Annotated in this window: 13 protein-coding genes; 2 read left to right on the forward strand and 11 right to left on the reverse strand. The window is 51.5% G+C overall.

Going from position 1 to position 13,533, the window contains the following annotated elements; all coding sequences use genetic code 11:
* Positions 1 to 144 precede the first annotated feature (144 nt).
* Positions 145 to 1,371, forward strand: a complete 1,227-nt coding sequence (gene pepT, locus ACRQ84_RS03585; protein ID WP_064740905.1) for a peptidase T — start codon at positions 145 to 147, stop codon at positions 1,369 to 1,371.
* A gap of 69 nt (positions 1,372 to 1,440) precedes the next feature.
* Here the strand turns inward: pepT and ACRQ84_RS03590 are convergent, their stop codons facing one another.
* From ACRQ84_RS03590 to rluE, 8 genes are all read right to left on the reverse strand, one after another.
* A complete protein-coding gene (locus tag ACRQ84_RS03590) occupies positions 1,441 to 2,562 on the reverse strand; it encodes a ribosomal protein uL16 3-hydroxylase (protein WP_064740906.1) in 1,122 nt (373 codons plus the stop codon).
* A 57-nt stretch (positions 2,563 to 2,619) separates the two neighbouring features.
* Positions 2,620 to 4,080 (reverse strand): two-component system sensor histidine kinase PhoQ, encoded by a 1,461-nt coding sequence (gene phoQ / locus ACRQ84_RS03595; protein ID WP_483817194.1) that lies wholly within the window; start codon positions 4,078 to 4,080, stop codon positions 2,620 to 2,622.
* 3 nt (positions 4,081 to 4,083) lie between these two features.
* Positions 4,084 to 4,752, reverse strand: a complete 669-nt coding sequence (phoP, locus tag ACRQ84_RS03600) for a two-component system response regulator PhoP (protein ID WP_064740908.1) — start codon at positions 4,750 to 4,752, stop codon at positions 4,084 to 4,086.
* 102 nt (positions 4,753 to 4,854) lie between these two features.
* Positions 4,855 to 6,225 (reverse strand): adenylosuccinate lyase, encoded by a 1,371-nt coding sequence (gene purB, locus ACRQ84_RS03605; RefSeq protein ID WP_483817195.1) that lies wholly within the window; start codon positions 6,223 to 6,225, stop codon positions 4,855 to 4,857.
* A 44-nt stretch (positions 6,226 to 6,269) separates the two neighbouring features.
* Positions 6,270 to 6,911 (reverse strand): high frequency lysogenization protein HflD, encoded by a 642-nt coding sequence (hflD, locus tag ACRQ84_RS03610; protein ID WP_064740910.1) that lies wholly within the window; start codon positions 6,909 to 6,911, stop codon positions 6,270 to 6,272.
* 36 nt (positions 6,912 to 6,947) lie between these two features.
* Positions 6,948 to 8,060, reverse strand: coding sequence for a tRNA 2-thiouridine(34) synthase MnmA (gene mnmA / locus ACRQ84_RS03615; protein WP_064740911.1), 1,113 nt, complete (start codon positions 8,058 to 8,060; stop codon positions 6,948 to 6,950).
* Positions 8,061 to 8,102: 42 nt separating this feature from the next.
* On the reverse strand, positions 8,103 to 8,576 hold the full coding sequence (locus ACRQ84_RS03620; protein ID WP_064740912.1) for an NUDIX domain-containing protein: 474 nt from the start codon (positions 8,574 to 8,576) through the stop codon (positions 8,103 to 8,105).
* Between the two features lie 30 nt (positions 8,577 to 8,606).
* Complete coding sequence (gene rluE, locus ACRQ84_RS03625; RefSeq protein ID WP_483817196.1) at positions 8,607 to 9,245, reverse strand: 23S rRNA pseudouridine(2457) synthase RluE; 639 nt, start codon at positions 9,243 to 9,245, stop codon at positions 8,607 to 8,609.
* 131 nt (positions 9,246 to 9,376) lie between these two features.
* Here rluE and icd point away from each other — a divergent pair, with 131 nt between their 5' ends.
* A complete protein-coding gene (gene icd / locus ACRQ84_RS03630; RefSeq protein ID WP_064740914.1) occupies positions 9,377 to 10,627 on the forward strand; it encodes an NADP-dependent isocitrate dehydrogenase in 1,251 nt (416 codons plus the stop codon).
* A gap of 84 nt (positions 10,628 to 10,711) precedes the next feature.
* On the opposite strand, the gene ACRQ84_RS03635 is transcribed toward icd, so the two are convergent.
* Genes ACRQ84_RS03635 through ACRQ84_RS03645 form a run of 3 tightly spaced genes read right to left on the reverse strand, consistent with a single transcriptional unit; the run spans position 10,712 to position 13,402 of the window.
* Positions 10,712 to 12,124, reverse strand: coding sequence for a glucosyltransferase domain-containing protein (locus ACRQ84_RS03635; protein WP_483817197.1), 1,413 nt, complete (start codon positions 12,122 to 12,124; stop codon positions 10,712 to 10,714).
* Entirely contained in the window at positions 12,117 to 13,046 is a 930-nt protein-coding gene (locus ACRQ84_RS03640) for a glycosyltransferase family 2 protein (protein ID WP_483817198.1), read from the reverse strand. Before ACRQ84_RS03640 ends, ACRQ84_RS03635 begins: the two co-directional genes overlap by 8 nt.
* Positions 13,043 to 13,402 carry a GtrA family protein gene (locus ACRQ84_RS03645; protein WP_483817199.1) on the reverse strand — a complete coding sequence of 120 codons (360 nt, stop codon included), beginning with the start codon at positions 13,400 to 13,402 and terminating at the stop codon, positions 13,043 to 13,045. Before ACRQ84_RS03645 ends, ACRQ84_RS03640 begins: the two co-directional genes overlap by 4 nt.
* Positions 13,403 to 13,533 lie beyond the last annotated feature (131 nt).

A 13,533-nucleotide genomic window follows, 5' to 3' on the forward strand; every position in this document is an offset into this window, starting at 1 on the left:
AACGGGAAAGTCGGACAGGCAACAGTGAGCGAATTTTCAACGCAATTCCCGTTGAGAGAGCTAACCTGAAGGATAATGATTTGACGCAACATGGCGGCAGTAGGCCACCATGATAATGACGCAGGTTCTTTAGAGGGATGACAGATGGATCAATTACTTGAGCGTTTTCTCAGTTATGTCGCAGTAGAAACTCAGTCAAAACCTCAGGCACGACAGGTGCCAAGCAGTGAAGGGCAGTGGGCGCTGGCGCGTCAATTACAGGAAGAACTCATCGCGCTAGGCTTTGTTGATGTTTCTCTGAGCGATCATTGCTGCGTAATGGGTACTTTACCGGCAAACGTCGATTGGGCTACGCCGGTGATCGGCTTTATTTCGCATATGGACACGTCTCCGGATTTCACCGCCAAAAACGTCAATCCGCAGATTATCGAAAACTACCGTGGTGGCGATATCGCCCTCGGCAACGGCGATGAAATTCTGTCGCCGGTGATGTTCCCGATCCTGCATAAGCTCATTGGTCATACGTTGATCACCACCGATGGCAAAACCCTGCTGGGTGCCGATGACAAAGCCGGTATCGCCGAGATCATGACCGCGATGGCGCGTCTGGCAACCAGTGATACGCCGCACGGGGCGATTCGCGTGGCCTTTACGCCGGATGAAGAGATTGGCCGCGGTGCGTCGCACTTCGATGTCGAAGGTTTCGCTGCCGATTGGGCTTACACCGTCGATGGCAGCGATCTCGGCGAATTTGAGTTCGAGAATTTTAACGCTGCCACCGCGATGGTTAAAATCACCGGCAACAACGTGCATCCTGGCAGCGCCAAAAATGTGATGGTTAATGCGCTGGATTTGGCAATGCGCTTCCACGCTGAACTGCCAGCCAAAGAGAAGCCGCAGTATACCGACGGTTATGAAGGTTTCTTCCATCTGCATACCATCAAAGGGACGGTTGAGCATGCCGAGCTGATGTATCTGATCCGTGATTTTGATGCCGACAGCTATGCCCAGCGTAAACAGCTGCTGGAAGAGATTGGCCAGCGCGTGAGCCAAGGGCTGCAAAGCGAGTGTTCGATAAAAGTCGAGATCAGTGATAGCTATCGCAACATGCGTGAGAAGGTTGAACCGCACCCGCACATTATTGAGCTGGCGCTGCAGGCGATGCGCGACTGTGGCATTGAACCGAACGTCAAACCCATTCGCGGTGGCACCGATGGCTCTGCGCTATCGTGGAAAGGATTGCCTTGCCCGAACTTGTTCACCGGTGGCTACAACTATCACGGCAAGCACGAGTTCGCCTCACTCAATGTGATGGCGCAGTCGGTGGAGGTAATTGTGCGTTTGGCTGAGCTGGCGGGGCAGAAGAAGTGACAGTAACCGGTGCGCATAAATGCGCACCTTACAACGCAGGGCCGCCATTCATGGCGGCCGAAAAGTAGCTTACTCGCCGAAGAACCAATACCCGCTATTTACCAACGCTGCCAGCTGCGCCAGCAGTGAAGGATCGTCCAGCGCATCCCCGAAATCTTCCAGCGTCAGCACGTGATTATGCGCCAATGCTGCCAGCACATGCGGATGGCTGCAGGTGACGGATTCACCGTTGACAAACACCACATCGCCGATGGTCAACACGCGCAGGCCGCCGAGTCGCGTTAGCGCATCACCTTGCTGTAACGCATCATAGATTTCATCCGGCTGATAAGGCGGCTCCGGCGGGGCGACGTCCAGTTCGTGACGCGACTGGGAAATGAATTCGCCAAACCACTGATTAAACTGCTCCGGCTGGTTAATCACATCCATCATCACTTGACGGATACCTTCCAGTTCCGACGGCAGGATTTGCGATGGGCAATCACGCGATGGCACATCCGGATCGCTGTAGCGATAGCTGCCCAATTCGTTAGCCAGCATGTGATCGGCAAAACCGCTGATCAACTCGCGACCATTTGGCGCGCGGAAACCGACCGAATAGTTGATGGCGTTTTCCAGCGAATAGCCTTCATGCGGGAATCCAGGCGGAATATAAAGAATATCGCCGGGCTCCATCTCTTCATCAATAATGGCGTCGAAAGGCTCCACTTGAAGCAGATCCGGGTGCGGGCAGTGCTGCTTCAACGGCACTTTTTCACCCACGCGCCAGCGACGACGGCCAGTGCCCTGAATGATAAACACATCGTATTGATCAAAATGCGGGCCCACGCCGCCGCCGGGAACGGCAAAGGAGATCATCAGATCGTCAACGCGCCAGTCGGGCAGGAAACGGAACGGGCGCATTAGCGCAGCAGAAGGTTCATGCCAGTGGTTTACCGCCTGCACCAGCAGCGACCAGTTACTTTCGCCGAGATGATCGTAGCTCTCAAACGGACCGTGGCTGACCTGCCATTTGCCCTCGTTATGGCTAACAAGGCGACTATCCACCTCATTTTCCATTGCCAGACCGGCTAGCTCGTCTGGAGAAATAGGGTCGACGAAGTTTTTAAAACCCCGTTTAAGCACCACCGGGCGTTTCTGCCAGTAGCGCTGAATAAAGTCGGGCCAGTTGATGTCGAGCTGATAGTCCATATAAGGCGTCCGTTTGCTGCAAAGAATGATGGCAAGTATAACAGCCCGCGTCCCATTCTACTCGCGGTGATGCTCGACTTCCTGTCGCTGAAAAATGACTTCCATGCGCGCGCCACCGAGCGGGCTGGTCGTGGCGATCACCTGACCGGCATACTGTTCGAGGATGTCGCGCACCACGGCTAAACCTAATCCCTGGCCTGGGCGCAACGTGTCAGCGCGCTGACCGCGCACGAAGATCAGGTCGCGTTTGTTTTCCGGAATACCAGGCCCGTCGTCATCGATAAACAGATGCAGCGTTTTGTCGGTTTGGCGCGCGGTGACTTCAATGAATTCGAGGCAGTATTTGCAGGCGTTATCCAGTACGTTACCCAGCACTTCCATAAAATCATTTTTGTCGCCGATAAAGGTGAGCTCTGGCGAGATATCCAGCGTAATCGCCACGCCTTTGCGCTGGTAGACCTTGTTCAAGGCAGAACACAGGCTATCAAGTAACGCCGAGACCGAATGCAAATCACGCTGAAGCGGATTGTGATCGGCCTGCATGCTGGCCCGATGCAGGTAATAGCCAATTTGCTGCGAGATGCGGCTGATCTGCTCCAGCATCACCGGTTCGGCCTCTTCAATGGTTAACTCTTTGCCATTGCGTACGGAACGCAGCGTACTTTGGAGCACTGCCAGCGGCGTTTTCAGGCTGTGGGTGACATCTGAAAGGGTAGTGCGATAGCGCGTATAGCGCTGGCGTTCGTTAGTCAGCAGCAGGTTAAGATTGCGCACCAGGCTACGGAGCTCTTGCGGCGGATTATCATTGAGATTCTCGCGCTGCCCGGTTTCCAGCTCGCGCACCTGCGAAGTAAGATCGCCAATCGGACGCAAACTCCAGTGCGCCGCCAGCCACAGCAGCGGAATCACCAGCAACAGATTGGCCGCCAACACATAGCTAAACCACGACCACACCACATCAGAGTGCTGTAGCTCTTGTGGAATCGAATCGACCACCACGATGGTCAGCGCGGGTAAGTTGGTCGTGGCATCGTAACGGTTAACCGCCACCGAGTGGGTAAAGGTATCGTTGCTGTCGCTATCCAGAGCATGCAGCCGCTCTTTCGCTTGCGTGTTATTTCCCATCGCCGCCATGCTGGTACGCGTGCTGGTGTCGATTTCGTAAAAATCAGGTTTGAGCAGCCATTCGCGATGAATCTTGGTTCGGATGTCCGGCACGTCACGCTGTTGCCACAGCAGCTTACCGTGCTCATCGTAAATAAATACCAAGGTGGGGAAATTGAGCGTCATGCGCTCCGGCTGGCCGATGGTGAGTTGATTGTCGTGCCACTGTGCTAGCGTGAAGAACAGATTGCTCTCGCCGCGCATCACGCGATAAGTATTTTTATCGAAGCTGACTACGTAGCCAACCACGGCCACCATGCCGTAGGAGAGCGACAGAAACAGCACGATCGCCGCTGTCGCCAGCAAAAAACGGGCGCGGAGTGAAAAAGGGCGTAAACGTTGTAACCACGTCATAAATCACAGATCAAAGCGATAGCCCTGGCCGCGCACGGTGTTAATCACTTCGCTCGGATAGAGTGAAAGAATTTTTTTGCGCAGACGACCCATCAGCACGTCGATGGTGTGACTTTCGCGCAATTCAGCATCGGGATAGAGTTGCAGCATCAGCGAATCTTTGCTCACGACTTTACCGGCGTTACGAATCAATGTTTCGACGATGGTGTACTCAAAAGCGGTGAGTTTCACCGGTTCGTCTTGCACCGTCAGTTCGCGGCGTGACAGATCGACCTGGAACGGCGGCATGGAGATAATCTGCGAAGCGTGTCCGCTATTACGACGCATCAGCGCCTGTAAACGGGCGGCAACTTCCTCGATATGGAACGGTTTGGTTACGTAGTCGTCGGCCCCGGCTTCCAGCGCTTCAACTTTGGCTTGCCAACCTTCGCGCGCGGTCAATACCAGAATCGGTTGGCGAACGGCATCGGTGCGCCAGCGACGGATCAGCGACATGCCATCTTCATCGGGCAAACCGAGATCCACCAATGCGATATCGGGGATATGCTCTTGCAGGAAATAATCCGCTTCTTTGGCATCTTCTGCGGCATCGACCTGATGGCCCATTTCACGCAACTGCACGGCGAGATGATGTCGCAGCAGCGCGTTATCTTCCACAACCAGAACACGCATAGTATTTCCTTAGCTTCCAACGTAGTGATGTTGGAAAGAGTATATGCGAAGGCAGCTAAACCAGAGAACAACCAGGCGCGCGAAACGCGCCTGGTTAACGCATTACTTCAAATCATCAACCATCTGAATTGCACGGCCGAGGTAGTTGGCTGGCGTCATCTGCTTCAGACGCACTTTTTCCTCTTCCGGCAGGTCGAGACTGTCAATAAAGGTCTGCATACCTGCGGCATCAACACGTTTTCCGCGCGTCAGCTCTTTCAGCTTCTCGTACGGTTTTTCAATGCCGTAACGACGCATCACGGTTTGGATCGGCTCAGCCAGCACTTCCCAGTTATGATCCAGCTCATCCAGCAGACGATCGCGGTTCACTTCCAGTTTAGAGATGCCTTTCAGCGTGGCTTGATAGGCGATCAGCGCATAGCCGATGCCTACGCCCAGGTTACGCAGCACGGTAGAATCGGTCAGGTCGCGCTGCCAGCGTGAAACCGGCAGTTTGCTGGCCAGATGCTGCATCATCGCGTTGGCCAGGCCAAGGTTGCCTTCGGAGTTTTCGAAGTCAATCGGATTCACTTTGTGCGGCATGGTGGAAGAACCGATTTCACCGGCGATGGTTTTTTGTTTGAAGTGATTCAGCGCGACGTAACCCCAGATATCACGATCAAAGTCGATCAGAATGGTGTTGAAGCGCGCGATGCAGTCAAACAGTTCAGCGATATAATCGTGCGGCTCAATCTGCGTGGTGTACGGATTCCAGGTGATGCCCAGCGAGGTCACAAACTGCTCGCTCAGCTGATGCCAATCCACTTCCGGATAAGCAGAGATGTGGGCGTTGTAGTTGCCGACCGCACCGTTGATTTTACCCAGTACGTCAATCTTGCTCAGCTGACGCAGTTGGCGCTCCAGGCGGTACGCCACGTTCGCCATCTCTTTACCCATGGTCGACGGCGTCGCGGGCTGGCCGTGGGTGCGCGACAGCAGCGGAATGTCACGGTATTCGTGCGCCAGACCTTTAACGGCATCGATAAGCTGGTTCCAGAACGGCACGATCACATCGCGACGTGCGGTTTCCAGCATCAGCGCATGAGACAGGTTATTGATATCTTCTGAGGTGCAGGCGAAGTGGATGAATTCAGACACCGCATGCAAGGCGGGCACATTGGCCACTTTCTCTTTGAGGAAATACTCCACGGCTTTAACGTCGTGGTTAGTGGTGCGCTCGATGGTTTTAATGCGTGCCGCGTCTTCTTCGCTGAAATTGGCGACAATGGCATCAAGGAAAGCGTTTGCGTCGGCATCAAATGCAGGAACTTCCTTGATCTCTACAGTCGTAGCCAGTTTTTGTAACCAGCGAACCTCAACCTCAACGCGAAATTTCAGCAAACCGAACTCGCTGAAAATGGCGCGCAGTGGGCTGACTTTATCGCCGTAACGACCATCGACAGGTGAAACGGCGGTCAGAGAGGATAATTCCATCAGTGCAACTCCTGAATCGTTTAACAATGATGCCAGGGCAGCGCTTAATACGCCGGGCCCAGGCGGGATAAAATGGTTTTGGCTTCGCCCAGCAGACGCTGGCGCGAGAACATCAGCTGCAGACGGCCACCGCCAACCTGCTGCCATAACACCGCAGAGCGAATGCCGGCCAGCAGGGCGGCGCGCACTTTACTCTGCACTTGTGAATTCTGTAATACCTGCGGCGAACCCGTTACCTGAATGCGCGGGCCCAGCGGGCTAATCACATCCACATAAATGCCGGCCATCGCGCTGGTGATGGTGTCCGATTCCAGCTCGTAATGCGCTAACTGGCGGTCGAGTTGGCTAATGCGCTGTGCCAGCGTATCCATCGCGGTTTTATTGCCGTGTAGCTTACGCTCCAGCACCATCATGCTCAGCGTATAACGGGTCAGTTCCGCGCTAGCACCTTTACGGTTGCTGCTGTTCAGCACGGCCATCAACGTTTCTAAGCCTAACTGCAGATTGGCCTCATCGTTGCCAAACACCGCCAGCGTCGAGCCGGGATTGAGATCGATCAGGCTGCGCAGCGACACATTCAGTGCCGCGTTATTGCAATGTCCTTGCTGCGCGAGCTGTTGCACCACATGGGCGGCCTGGCATACGCCCGCCAGCGCCAGCGTAATCTCATAATAGTTCTTAGCCACGCTTAACTCCTGTCATCGCGTCGGGCAGCGCCGACCTTAGGCTTCTGCCAGAGGCAGGCGTTGTTCGATAATGCCGCCGCCAAGGCACACGTCACCGAGATAGAACACGGCGGATTGGCCTGGCGTGACGGCCGCAACCGGCTCGTCAAAACGGACTTCAATACGGTCGTCGCCATGTGGAATGATTTCACATGGAATGTCGGTCTGGCGATAGCGCGTTTTCACCGTACAGCGCAGTGGGGCGGTGATCGGCTGGCGATCGACCCAGTGCAGCTGTTGGGCAATCAAACCCACTGACATCAGGCGCGGATGCTCGCCACCTTGCGCGACGATCAAGCGATTGCGCGCCACATCTTTGTCGACCACATACCAGGGATCGTCATTGCTCTCTTTACGACCGCCAATGCCCAGGCCTTTACGCTGGCCGAGCGTGTGATACATCAAACCCTGATGCTCACCGACGATGTCGCCGTCAACGGTCTCAATCTCGCCCGGCTGCGCAGGCAAATAGCGGCCGAGGAAGTCGCGGAACTTGCGCTCGCCGATGAAGCAGATACCGGTAGAGTCTTTCTTCTTCGCGGTGATCAGATCAAGCTGTTCAGCGATGCGGCGCACTTCTGGTTTTTCCAGTTCGCCCACCGGGAACAAGCTTTGCGCAATCTGCTGGTGGCTCAAGGTATAGAGGAAATAGCTCTGATCTTTGTTGCCGTCGAGGCCGCGCAGCAGACGGCTTTGCCCGTCAACATCCTGACGGCGCACATAGTGGCCGGTGGCGATGAAGTCTGCGCCGAGATCGTCCGCCGCGAATTCGAGGAAGGCTTTGAACTTGATCTCTTTATTGCACAGGATGTCGGGGTTCGGCGTGCGGCCGGCTTTGTACTCTTCCAGGAAGTGTTCGAACACGTTATCCCAGTACTCAGCGGCGAAGTTGATTTTGTGCAGTTTGATGCCGAGTTTGTCACACACGGCTTGTGCGTCGGCCAGATCATCGGCGGCGGTGCAATACTCCTCGCCATCGTCTTCCTCCCAGTTCTTCATGAACAGGCCTTCTACCTGATAGCCCTGCTGTTGCAGTAACCAGGCGGAAACGGAAGAATCGACGCCGCCGGACATTCCGACGATCACTTTTTTCTGGCTGTTGTCAGACATGACGCACTCTTAAATTACAATAAAAACAGGCGGCGCATTCTATCATGCAGAAGCGGGGCGCGCACCCTCATGAAACGGCCACTGGAACGGCGCGACCAGTTGCAGCGGATATCGCTCGCCTTGTTGCCACAGCCGCACGCTTTCTGCCACTAACGGCGAACGCAGGCGATTGGCCGTTAGAATCTGCTCTGGCGGCAGCCACCAGCAGCAATCGATGTCACGATCGTGCGGCGAAGTCTCGACTTTTTCGGCCAAATCGAGGCCAAACAGGAAACGCACAAAAGGTGTATCGTCCGGCGCAATCCACTGCTGTACGCCAAGGAAATATTCGGGTTGGGCGTCGATGCCCGTCTCTTCAAACAGTTCACGCTGCGCAGCTTCGAGAAGGGTTTCATCGGCTTCAAGATGCCCGGCGGGCTGATTCCAGGTGATGCGGCCATGCACGCGCTCTTCGACCACCAGCAAATGTCCCTGTGCTTGCACCATACAGGCGACGGTTACATGAGGTTTAAACATCCTTCCTCCGAAATTGTTAACTAAAAGTTATTAAATGGCTGCGCTGATGTCGCGCCATTCACCCGGCGGCAAATCGCCTAACTGATGTTCGCCCATCGCAAAGCGAATCAGGCGCAGCGTCGGAAAACCGATATGTGCCGTCATGCGGCGAACCTGCCGGTTACGCCCCTCAAACAGGGTGATTTTCAACCAGCGAGTGGGGATCGCTTTGCGCTCGCGAATCGGCGGCTGGCGCGGCCACAGCCACTCAGGCTCGGCCACTAACTCCACGCCCGCCGGCAAAGTTGGGCCATCTTTCAGCGTCACGCCACTGCGTAATGGGGATAAATCTGATTCCTGCGGTGCCCCTTCCACCTGCACAAAATAGACTTTCCCGGTGCGCTTGCCGGGCTGCGTCAGTGCGGCCTGCAGTGCGCCATCGTTGGTTAAAATCATCAAACCTTCGCTATCACGATCGAGGCGGCCTGCGGCATAAACGTCGCTTACCGGCACAAAATCCTTCAGCGTGCGGCGTCCAGCTTCATCACTAAATTGTGGCAAGACATCGAATGGTTTGTTAAAGAGTATGACGCGTCTTGGGCCTTGTGGACGGGCATCGCGGCGCATGGGCTTACGTACCGGGGCGTTCGCACGCTTATCCTGGTGAATTCGTTGAGAAGTTTTTCGCATGGGCTTTGCAGTCAGAAACATTCGGCGCATTATAGCGCGAAACTACGGTGATTGGCGTAGCGGAAATAATCAAGTAGTATTGACCCGCATCTTACAAATCATTAACAAAAAATCGCTCGAAGGAGAGGTTGATGGAAAGCAAAGTAGTTGTTCCGGCGGAAGGTCAAAAAATCACCCTGGATCAGGGAAAACTGAATGTTCCGAATAACCCGATTATTCCTTACATTGAAGGTGACGGTATCGGCGTTGATGTTTCCCCGGTAATGTTGAAAGTGGTTGATGCCGCTGTGAAGAAAGCCTACAACGGCGAGCGAAAAATTTCCTGGATGGAAATTTACACCGGCGAAAAATCAGTAGAACTCTACGGCCAGGATGTCTGGCTGCCGCAGGAAACCCTCGATTTAATCAAAGAATACCGCGTTGCTATTAAAGGCCCGCTGACCACCCCAGTCGGTGGTGGTATTCGTTCTCTTAACGTTGCGTTGCGTCAGGAGCTGGATCTGTACGTATGTCTGCGTCCAGTTCGCTACTACAAAGGCACACCAAGCCCGGTTAAGCGTCCAGAAGAGACCGACATGGTGATCTTCCGTGAAAACTCAGAAGATATCTATGCCGGTATCGAGTGGAAAGCGGGCACGCCAGAAGCGGATAAAGTGATCAAGTTCCTGCGCGAAGAGATGGGCGTGAAGAAAATTCGCTTCCCTGAGCAATGCGGTATCGGCGTTAAGCCATGCTCGGAAGAGGGCACTAAACGTCTGGTGCGCGCAGCGGTTGAATACACCATCACCAACGATCGTGATTCTCTGACCCTGGTTCACAAAGGCAACATCATGAAGTTCACCGAAGGTTCTTTCAAAGACTGGGGCTACCAGTTAGTGAAAGAAGAGTTCGGCGGCGAGCTGATCGATGGCGGCCCGTGGATGAAGTTCAAGAACCCGAACACCGGTAAAGAGATCATCGTTAAAGACGTGATCGCCGATGCCTTCCTGCAGCAAATCCTGCTGCGTCCAGCTGAATACGACGTAATCGCCTGTATGAACCTGAACGGTGACTACATCTCTGATGCCCTGGCGGCTCAGGTTGGCGGTATCGGTATCGCCCCTGGCGCGAACATCGGTGACGAATGTGCACTGTTCGAAGCGACCCACGGTACGGCACCTAAGTATGCAGGTCAGGATAAAGTGAACCCAGGTTCAGTGATTCTGTCAGCAGAAATGATGCTGCGTCATCTGGAGTGGTTCGAAGCGGCTGACTTAATCGTGAAAGGTGTTGAAGGCGCTATCGCTAACAAAACCGTGACTTACGATTTCGAACGTCTGATGGAAGGCGCTAAACTGCTGAAATGTTCAGAGTTTGGTGACGCAATCATCAGCAACATGTAATTTGCCCTTCAGGCAGAAAGCATAACGGGAGCCATTGGCTCCCGTTTTTTTTAATCTGCAATTCGCGGTTACCGCGGCTAAAATTTATTGCATTGCCAGCACCGACTGAGCATCAATGATCATACACTTGCCTGTGCAGTTCTCATTACCGGTAAGCACAGGTGATACAGGTAGAATGAAATTCATCGCCGTCTCTTTTTTCACGGTGAATGCCATACCTGCAAATGTCCAGGGCATACCCAAAGATAAAGAACCAAACTCATCATATTTCGATGATTTTGCAATTTTAGGCAAATTTTCAGTATTCAATCGGTAGTAAAGGGCGCCATCAAACTCTTTTGGGACGACTTTAGTGATCTCGGCCTGTAAAAGCGCATATTCTTTTTGCTGAGGCGAAGAAAAGCCCTCGTTAATATTACTGGCTGCGAGTAATCCGGCAGCGACAGGAAGCAAAATAGCGATATAACGTGAATATCTGGTTTTATCGATAATAAAGAAAAGCCCGAGCAGGAAACAGGATGTGGTAATCAACGAGATCGCCACTATAGTGCGGTAAGCTGCCCAACTCTCAGTGACGAGCAAGTTTGGTGTCACAGCTGCAATAGCGAACAGCAAAGATAACACGACTTTCTCTTTGCCATGATCTTTAATCTTATTCAATCCAATGAATATAAAGATGAGAGAAATAATGATTGATAATGCTTTTCTGCCGGTATCAAAATTACAGATGGCATTTTTTAAGGGTTCAGCAAAGAACCATTTTATTTTTCCAACCACGTCAAAAGTAATGTTACTTCTTGACAGTGTCTCGCCAAACAACAGCTGCGGTACAGATTTGGCTAATATCAATGCCATCAACATGCCAAAGAATATCATGGCAAAAATGCGCAACAGTTGCTTTTTTTCGACTTTCCGTGCGGTTAGACAGGTATCCATAAAGGCAAAAAAAAGGAAACACATTGCGGTGGGTTGATAAATAGCAAAGGACAGGATAATCAGCAAGGCTGACAAGGCAATTCCGATAAAACCACGCAATTTAGTGAGGGCCGAGTAGCTTAATCCCGCAAGAAGAATAGATGTGACAAACGGAAAACACACTGACCAGGCGTTGAATACCTGAAAAGAGGGCAGCAAACAAATTATTAAAGAGAATATCACTCGCTGAAAATTATTTCTTAGAATCCCTCTCTCAGTGATGAATCTGTATAAATAACAACTCAGTATTATGAGAGTAAAAACAGATAACAACCTTAGCAGTATTAATGAATCGACACTGAATATCAGGAAAGAAAACAGGAAGCGCAAAGCGCCATATGCTGGCCTTCCTGAAAGGGCGTCCCACTTAAAAATGCTTGCGGGATCACTCTGAGAATTGAACAAATAGTACCAATCATCAGAAAAAGCATAGCTTGAGAGAAAAACAGGACTGTAGCAGGCAAACAAAGCGGCAGCTAAAAAAATATAAACTTTGAGGTTGCTTCTAAATATGTTAGTCATTTGTTTCCTTTTTTATATATCGAGGTCTATGTTTGGTTTCAATATATATTCTGCCAATATATTCACCTAATACACCTATCCCTATTAACTGAACTCCACCTAAAAAGAGTATTGATACCAGCAATGATGGATAACCTGCTACAGGGTTTCCCCAGATTATTTTATCAATAATCATCCATGCCCCAATCATCCATGCCCCATAAAGGAAAGACAACGCTGCAACCATAAACCCAATATAGGTCCAAACTCTTAGCGGAAAGGTTGAAAAACTGGTTAGTCCTTCAAGAGCCAGATTCCAAAGTCGCCAGCCGTTGAACTTGGGTTTTCCTGCGACGCGCGCTGAGCGGCTATATTCTACGATGGCAACATCACCTTCAACCCAACTTAGAATACCTTTCATAAACAGATTTCGTTCCTGCAACAGCTTGATGTTTTCTACTGTGGCGCGGGAAAGTAAGCGGAAATCGCCAACATTCTCCTCAAGCTTTGGTGAACTGATTTTATTGTGTAGCTTGTAAAACCATGCGGCAGTTTGACGCTTAAAATGACTATCACTACTTCTATCAATGCGTTTTGCTAATACAATCGGCCAGCCTTCCTGCCATTTTTTTATTAGCAGGGGAATCACGTCAATAGGATCCTGAAGGTCAACGTCGATCGGAATCACTGCATCACCACTCGCATGCTCAATGCCTGCGAGCAATGCGGCTTCTTTACCGAAGTTTCGAATTAAGCTAATGACTAACACAGACTCGTCATCATCCCGAAGTGACTGAATAATCTGCTCTGTTTTATCGCTACTGCCGTCGTTAATGAAGATGATTTCGAGATCGTAAGAAGAGAGTTTTTCTTTAACGGTACGGTAAAATAGGGGAATGGCATCTTCTTCATTGAAAACGGGAACAACCAGAGAAATTTTCACTTTTTCACCTTAAAAACAATAAAGTTTGAATAGATGAAGCCAAATATTAAGCTTAATAGAGAAAATGAAATAAGCGTAATAATCGGATTGATTTGCGTATGATCGGCAAAACTGCCAATACCTGCAGCCATCATGCCCATAAAAGCAACAAACATTACATAGCGAAGTGTTGTGGCTTCGGTTTTGAAGGTCCAGCGTGCATTAGCAAAGAATGAAAATGTCACGGCGACACTGAAAGCCATTAGATTAGCCAGCCATTGACGAGTATTCATAGAATACAAAGCGGCAAACACCATCCAATGTATCAACGTGTTAATGATGCCAACGGATAAAAAACGAGAGAAGAGTTTTAACATACTGAAATGTTAGCCATGGCGACATCATTATATTCAAAATGGATGGGAATTTTACATGCTGAGGTGGAATAAATAAAGTTGTAAAATCAACGTTTTCTCAGTCACGTTATCAGCGAAATGCATTCACTCAC

Origin of the sequence: Pantoea sp. E2023-21 (assembly GCF_051302795.1) — a bacterium.
Classification (GTDB): domain Bacteria; phylum Pseudomonadota; class Gammaproteobacteria; order Enterobacterales; family Enterobacteriaceae; genus Pantoea; species Pantoea ludwigii_A.

Bases quoted from the DNA above. Each gene is read 5' to 3' on its own strand.
- ACRQ84_RS03645 (WP_483817199.1), bottom strand. From the start codon at position 13,402: ATGTTAAAACTCTTCTCTCGTTTTTTATCCGTTGGCATCATTAACACG.
- pepT (WP_064740905.1), top strand. From the start codon at position 145: ATGGATCAATTACTTGAGCGTTTTCTCAGTTATGTCGCAGTAGAAACT.
- ACRQ84_RS03590 (WP_064740906.1), bottom strand. From the start codon at position 2,562: ATGGACTATCAGCTCGACATCAACTGGCCCGACTTTATTCAGCGCTAC.
- ACRQ84_RS03620 (WP_064740912.1), bottom strand. From the start codon at position 8,576: ATGTTTAAACCTCATGTAACCGTCGCCTGTATGGTGCAAGCACAGGGA.
- mnmA (WP_064740911.1), bottom strand. From the start codon at position 8,060: ATGTCTGACAACAGCCAGAAAAAAGTGATCGTCGGAATGTCCGGCGGC.
- purB (WP_483817195.1), bottom strand. From the start codon at position 6,225: ATGGAATTATCCTCTCTGACCGCCGTTTCACCTGTCGATGGTCGTTAC.
- rluE (WP_483817196.1), bottom strand. From the start codon at position 9,245: ATGCGAAAAACTTCTCAACGAATTCACCAGGATAAGCGTGCGAACGCC.
- ACRQ84_RS03635 (WP_483817197.1), bottom strand. From the start codon at position 12,124: ATGACTAACATATTTAGAAGCAACCTCAAAGTTTATATTTTTTTAGCT.
- phoQ (WP_483817194.1), bottom strand. From the start codon at position 4,080: ATGACGTGGTTACAACGTTTACGCCCTTTTTCACTCCGCGCCCGTTTT.
- icd (WP_064740914.1), top strand. From the start codon at position 9,377: ATGGAAAGCAAAGTAGTTGTTCCGGCGGAAGGTCAAAAAATCACCCTG.
- phoP (WP_064740908.1), bottom strand. From the start codon at position 4,752: ATGCGTGTTCTGGTTGTGGAAGATAACGCGCTGCTGCGACATCATCTC.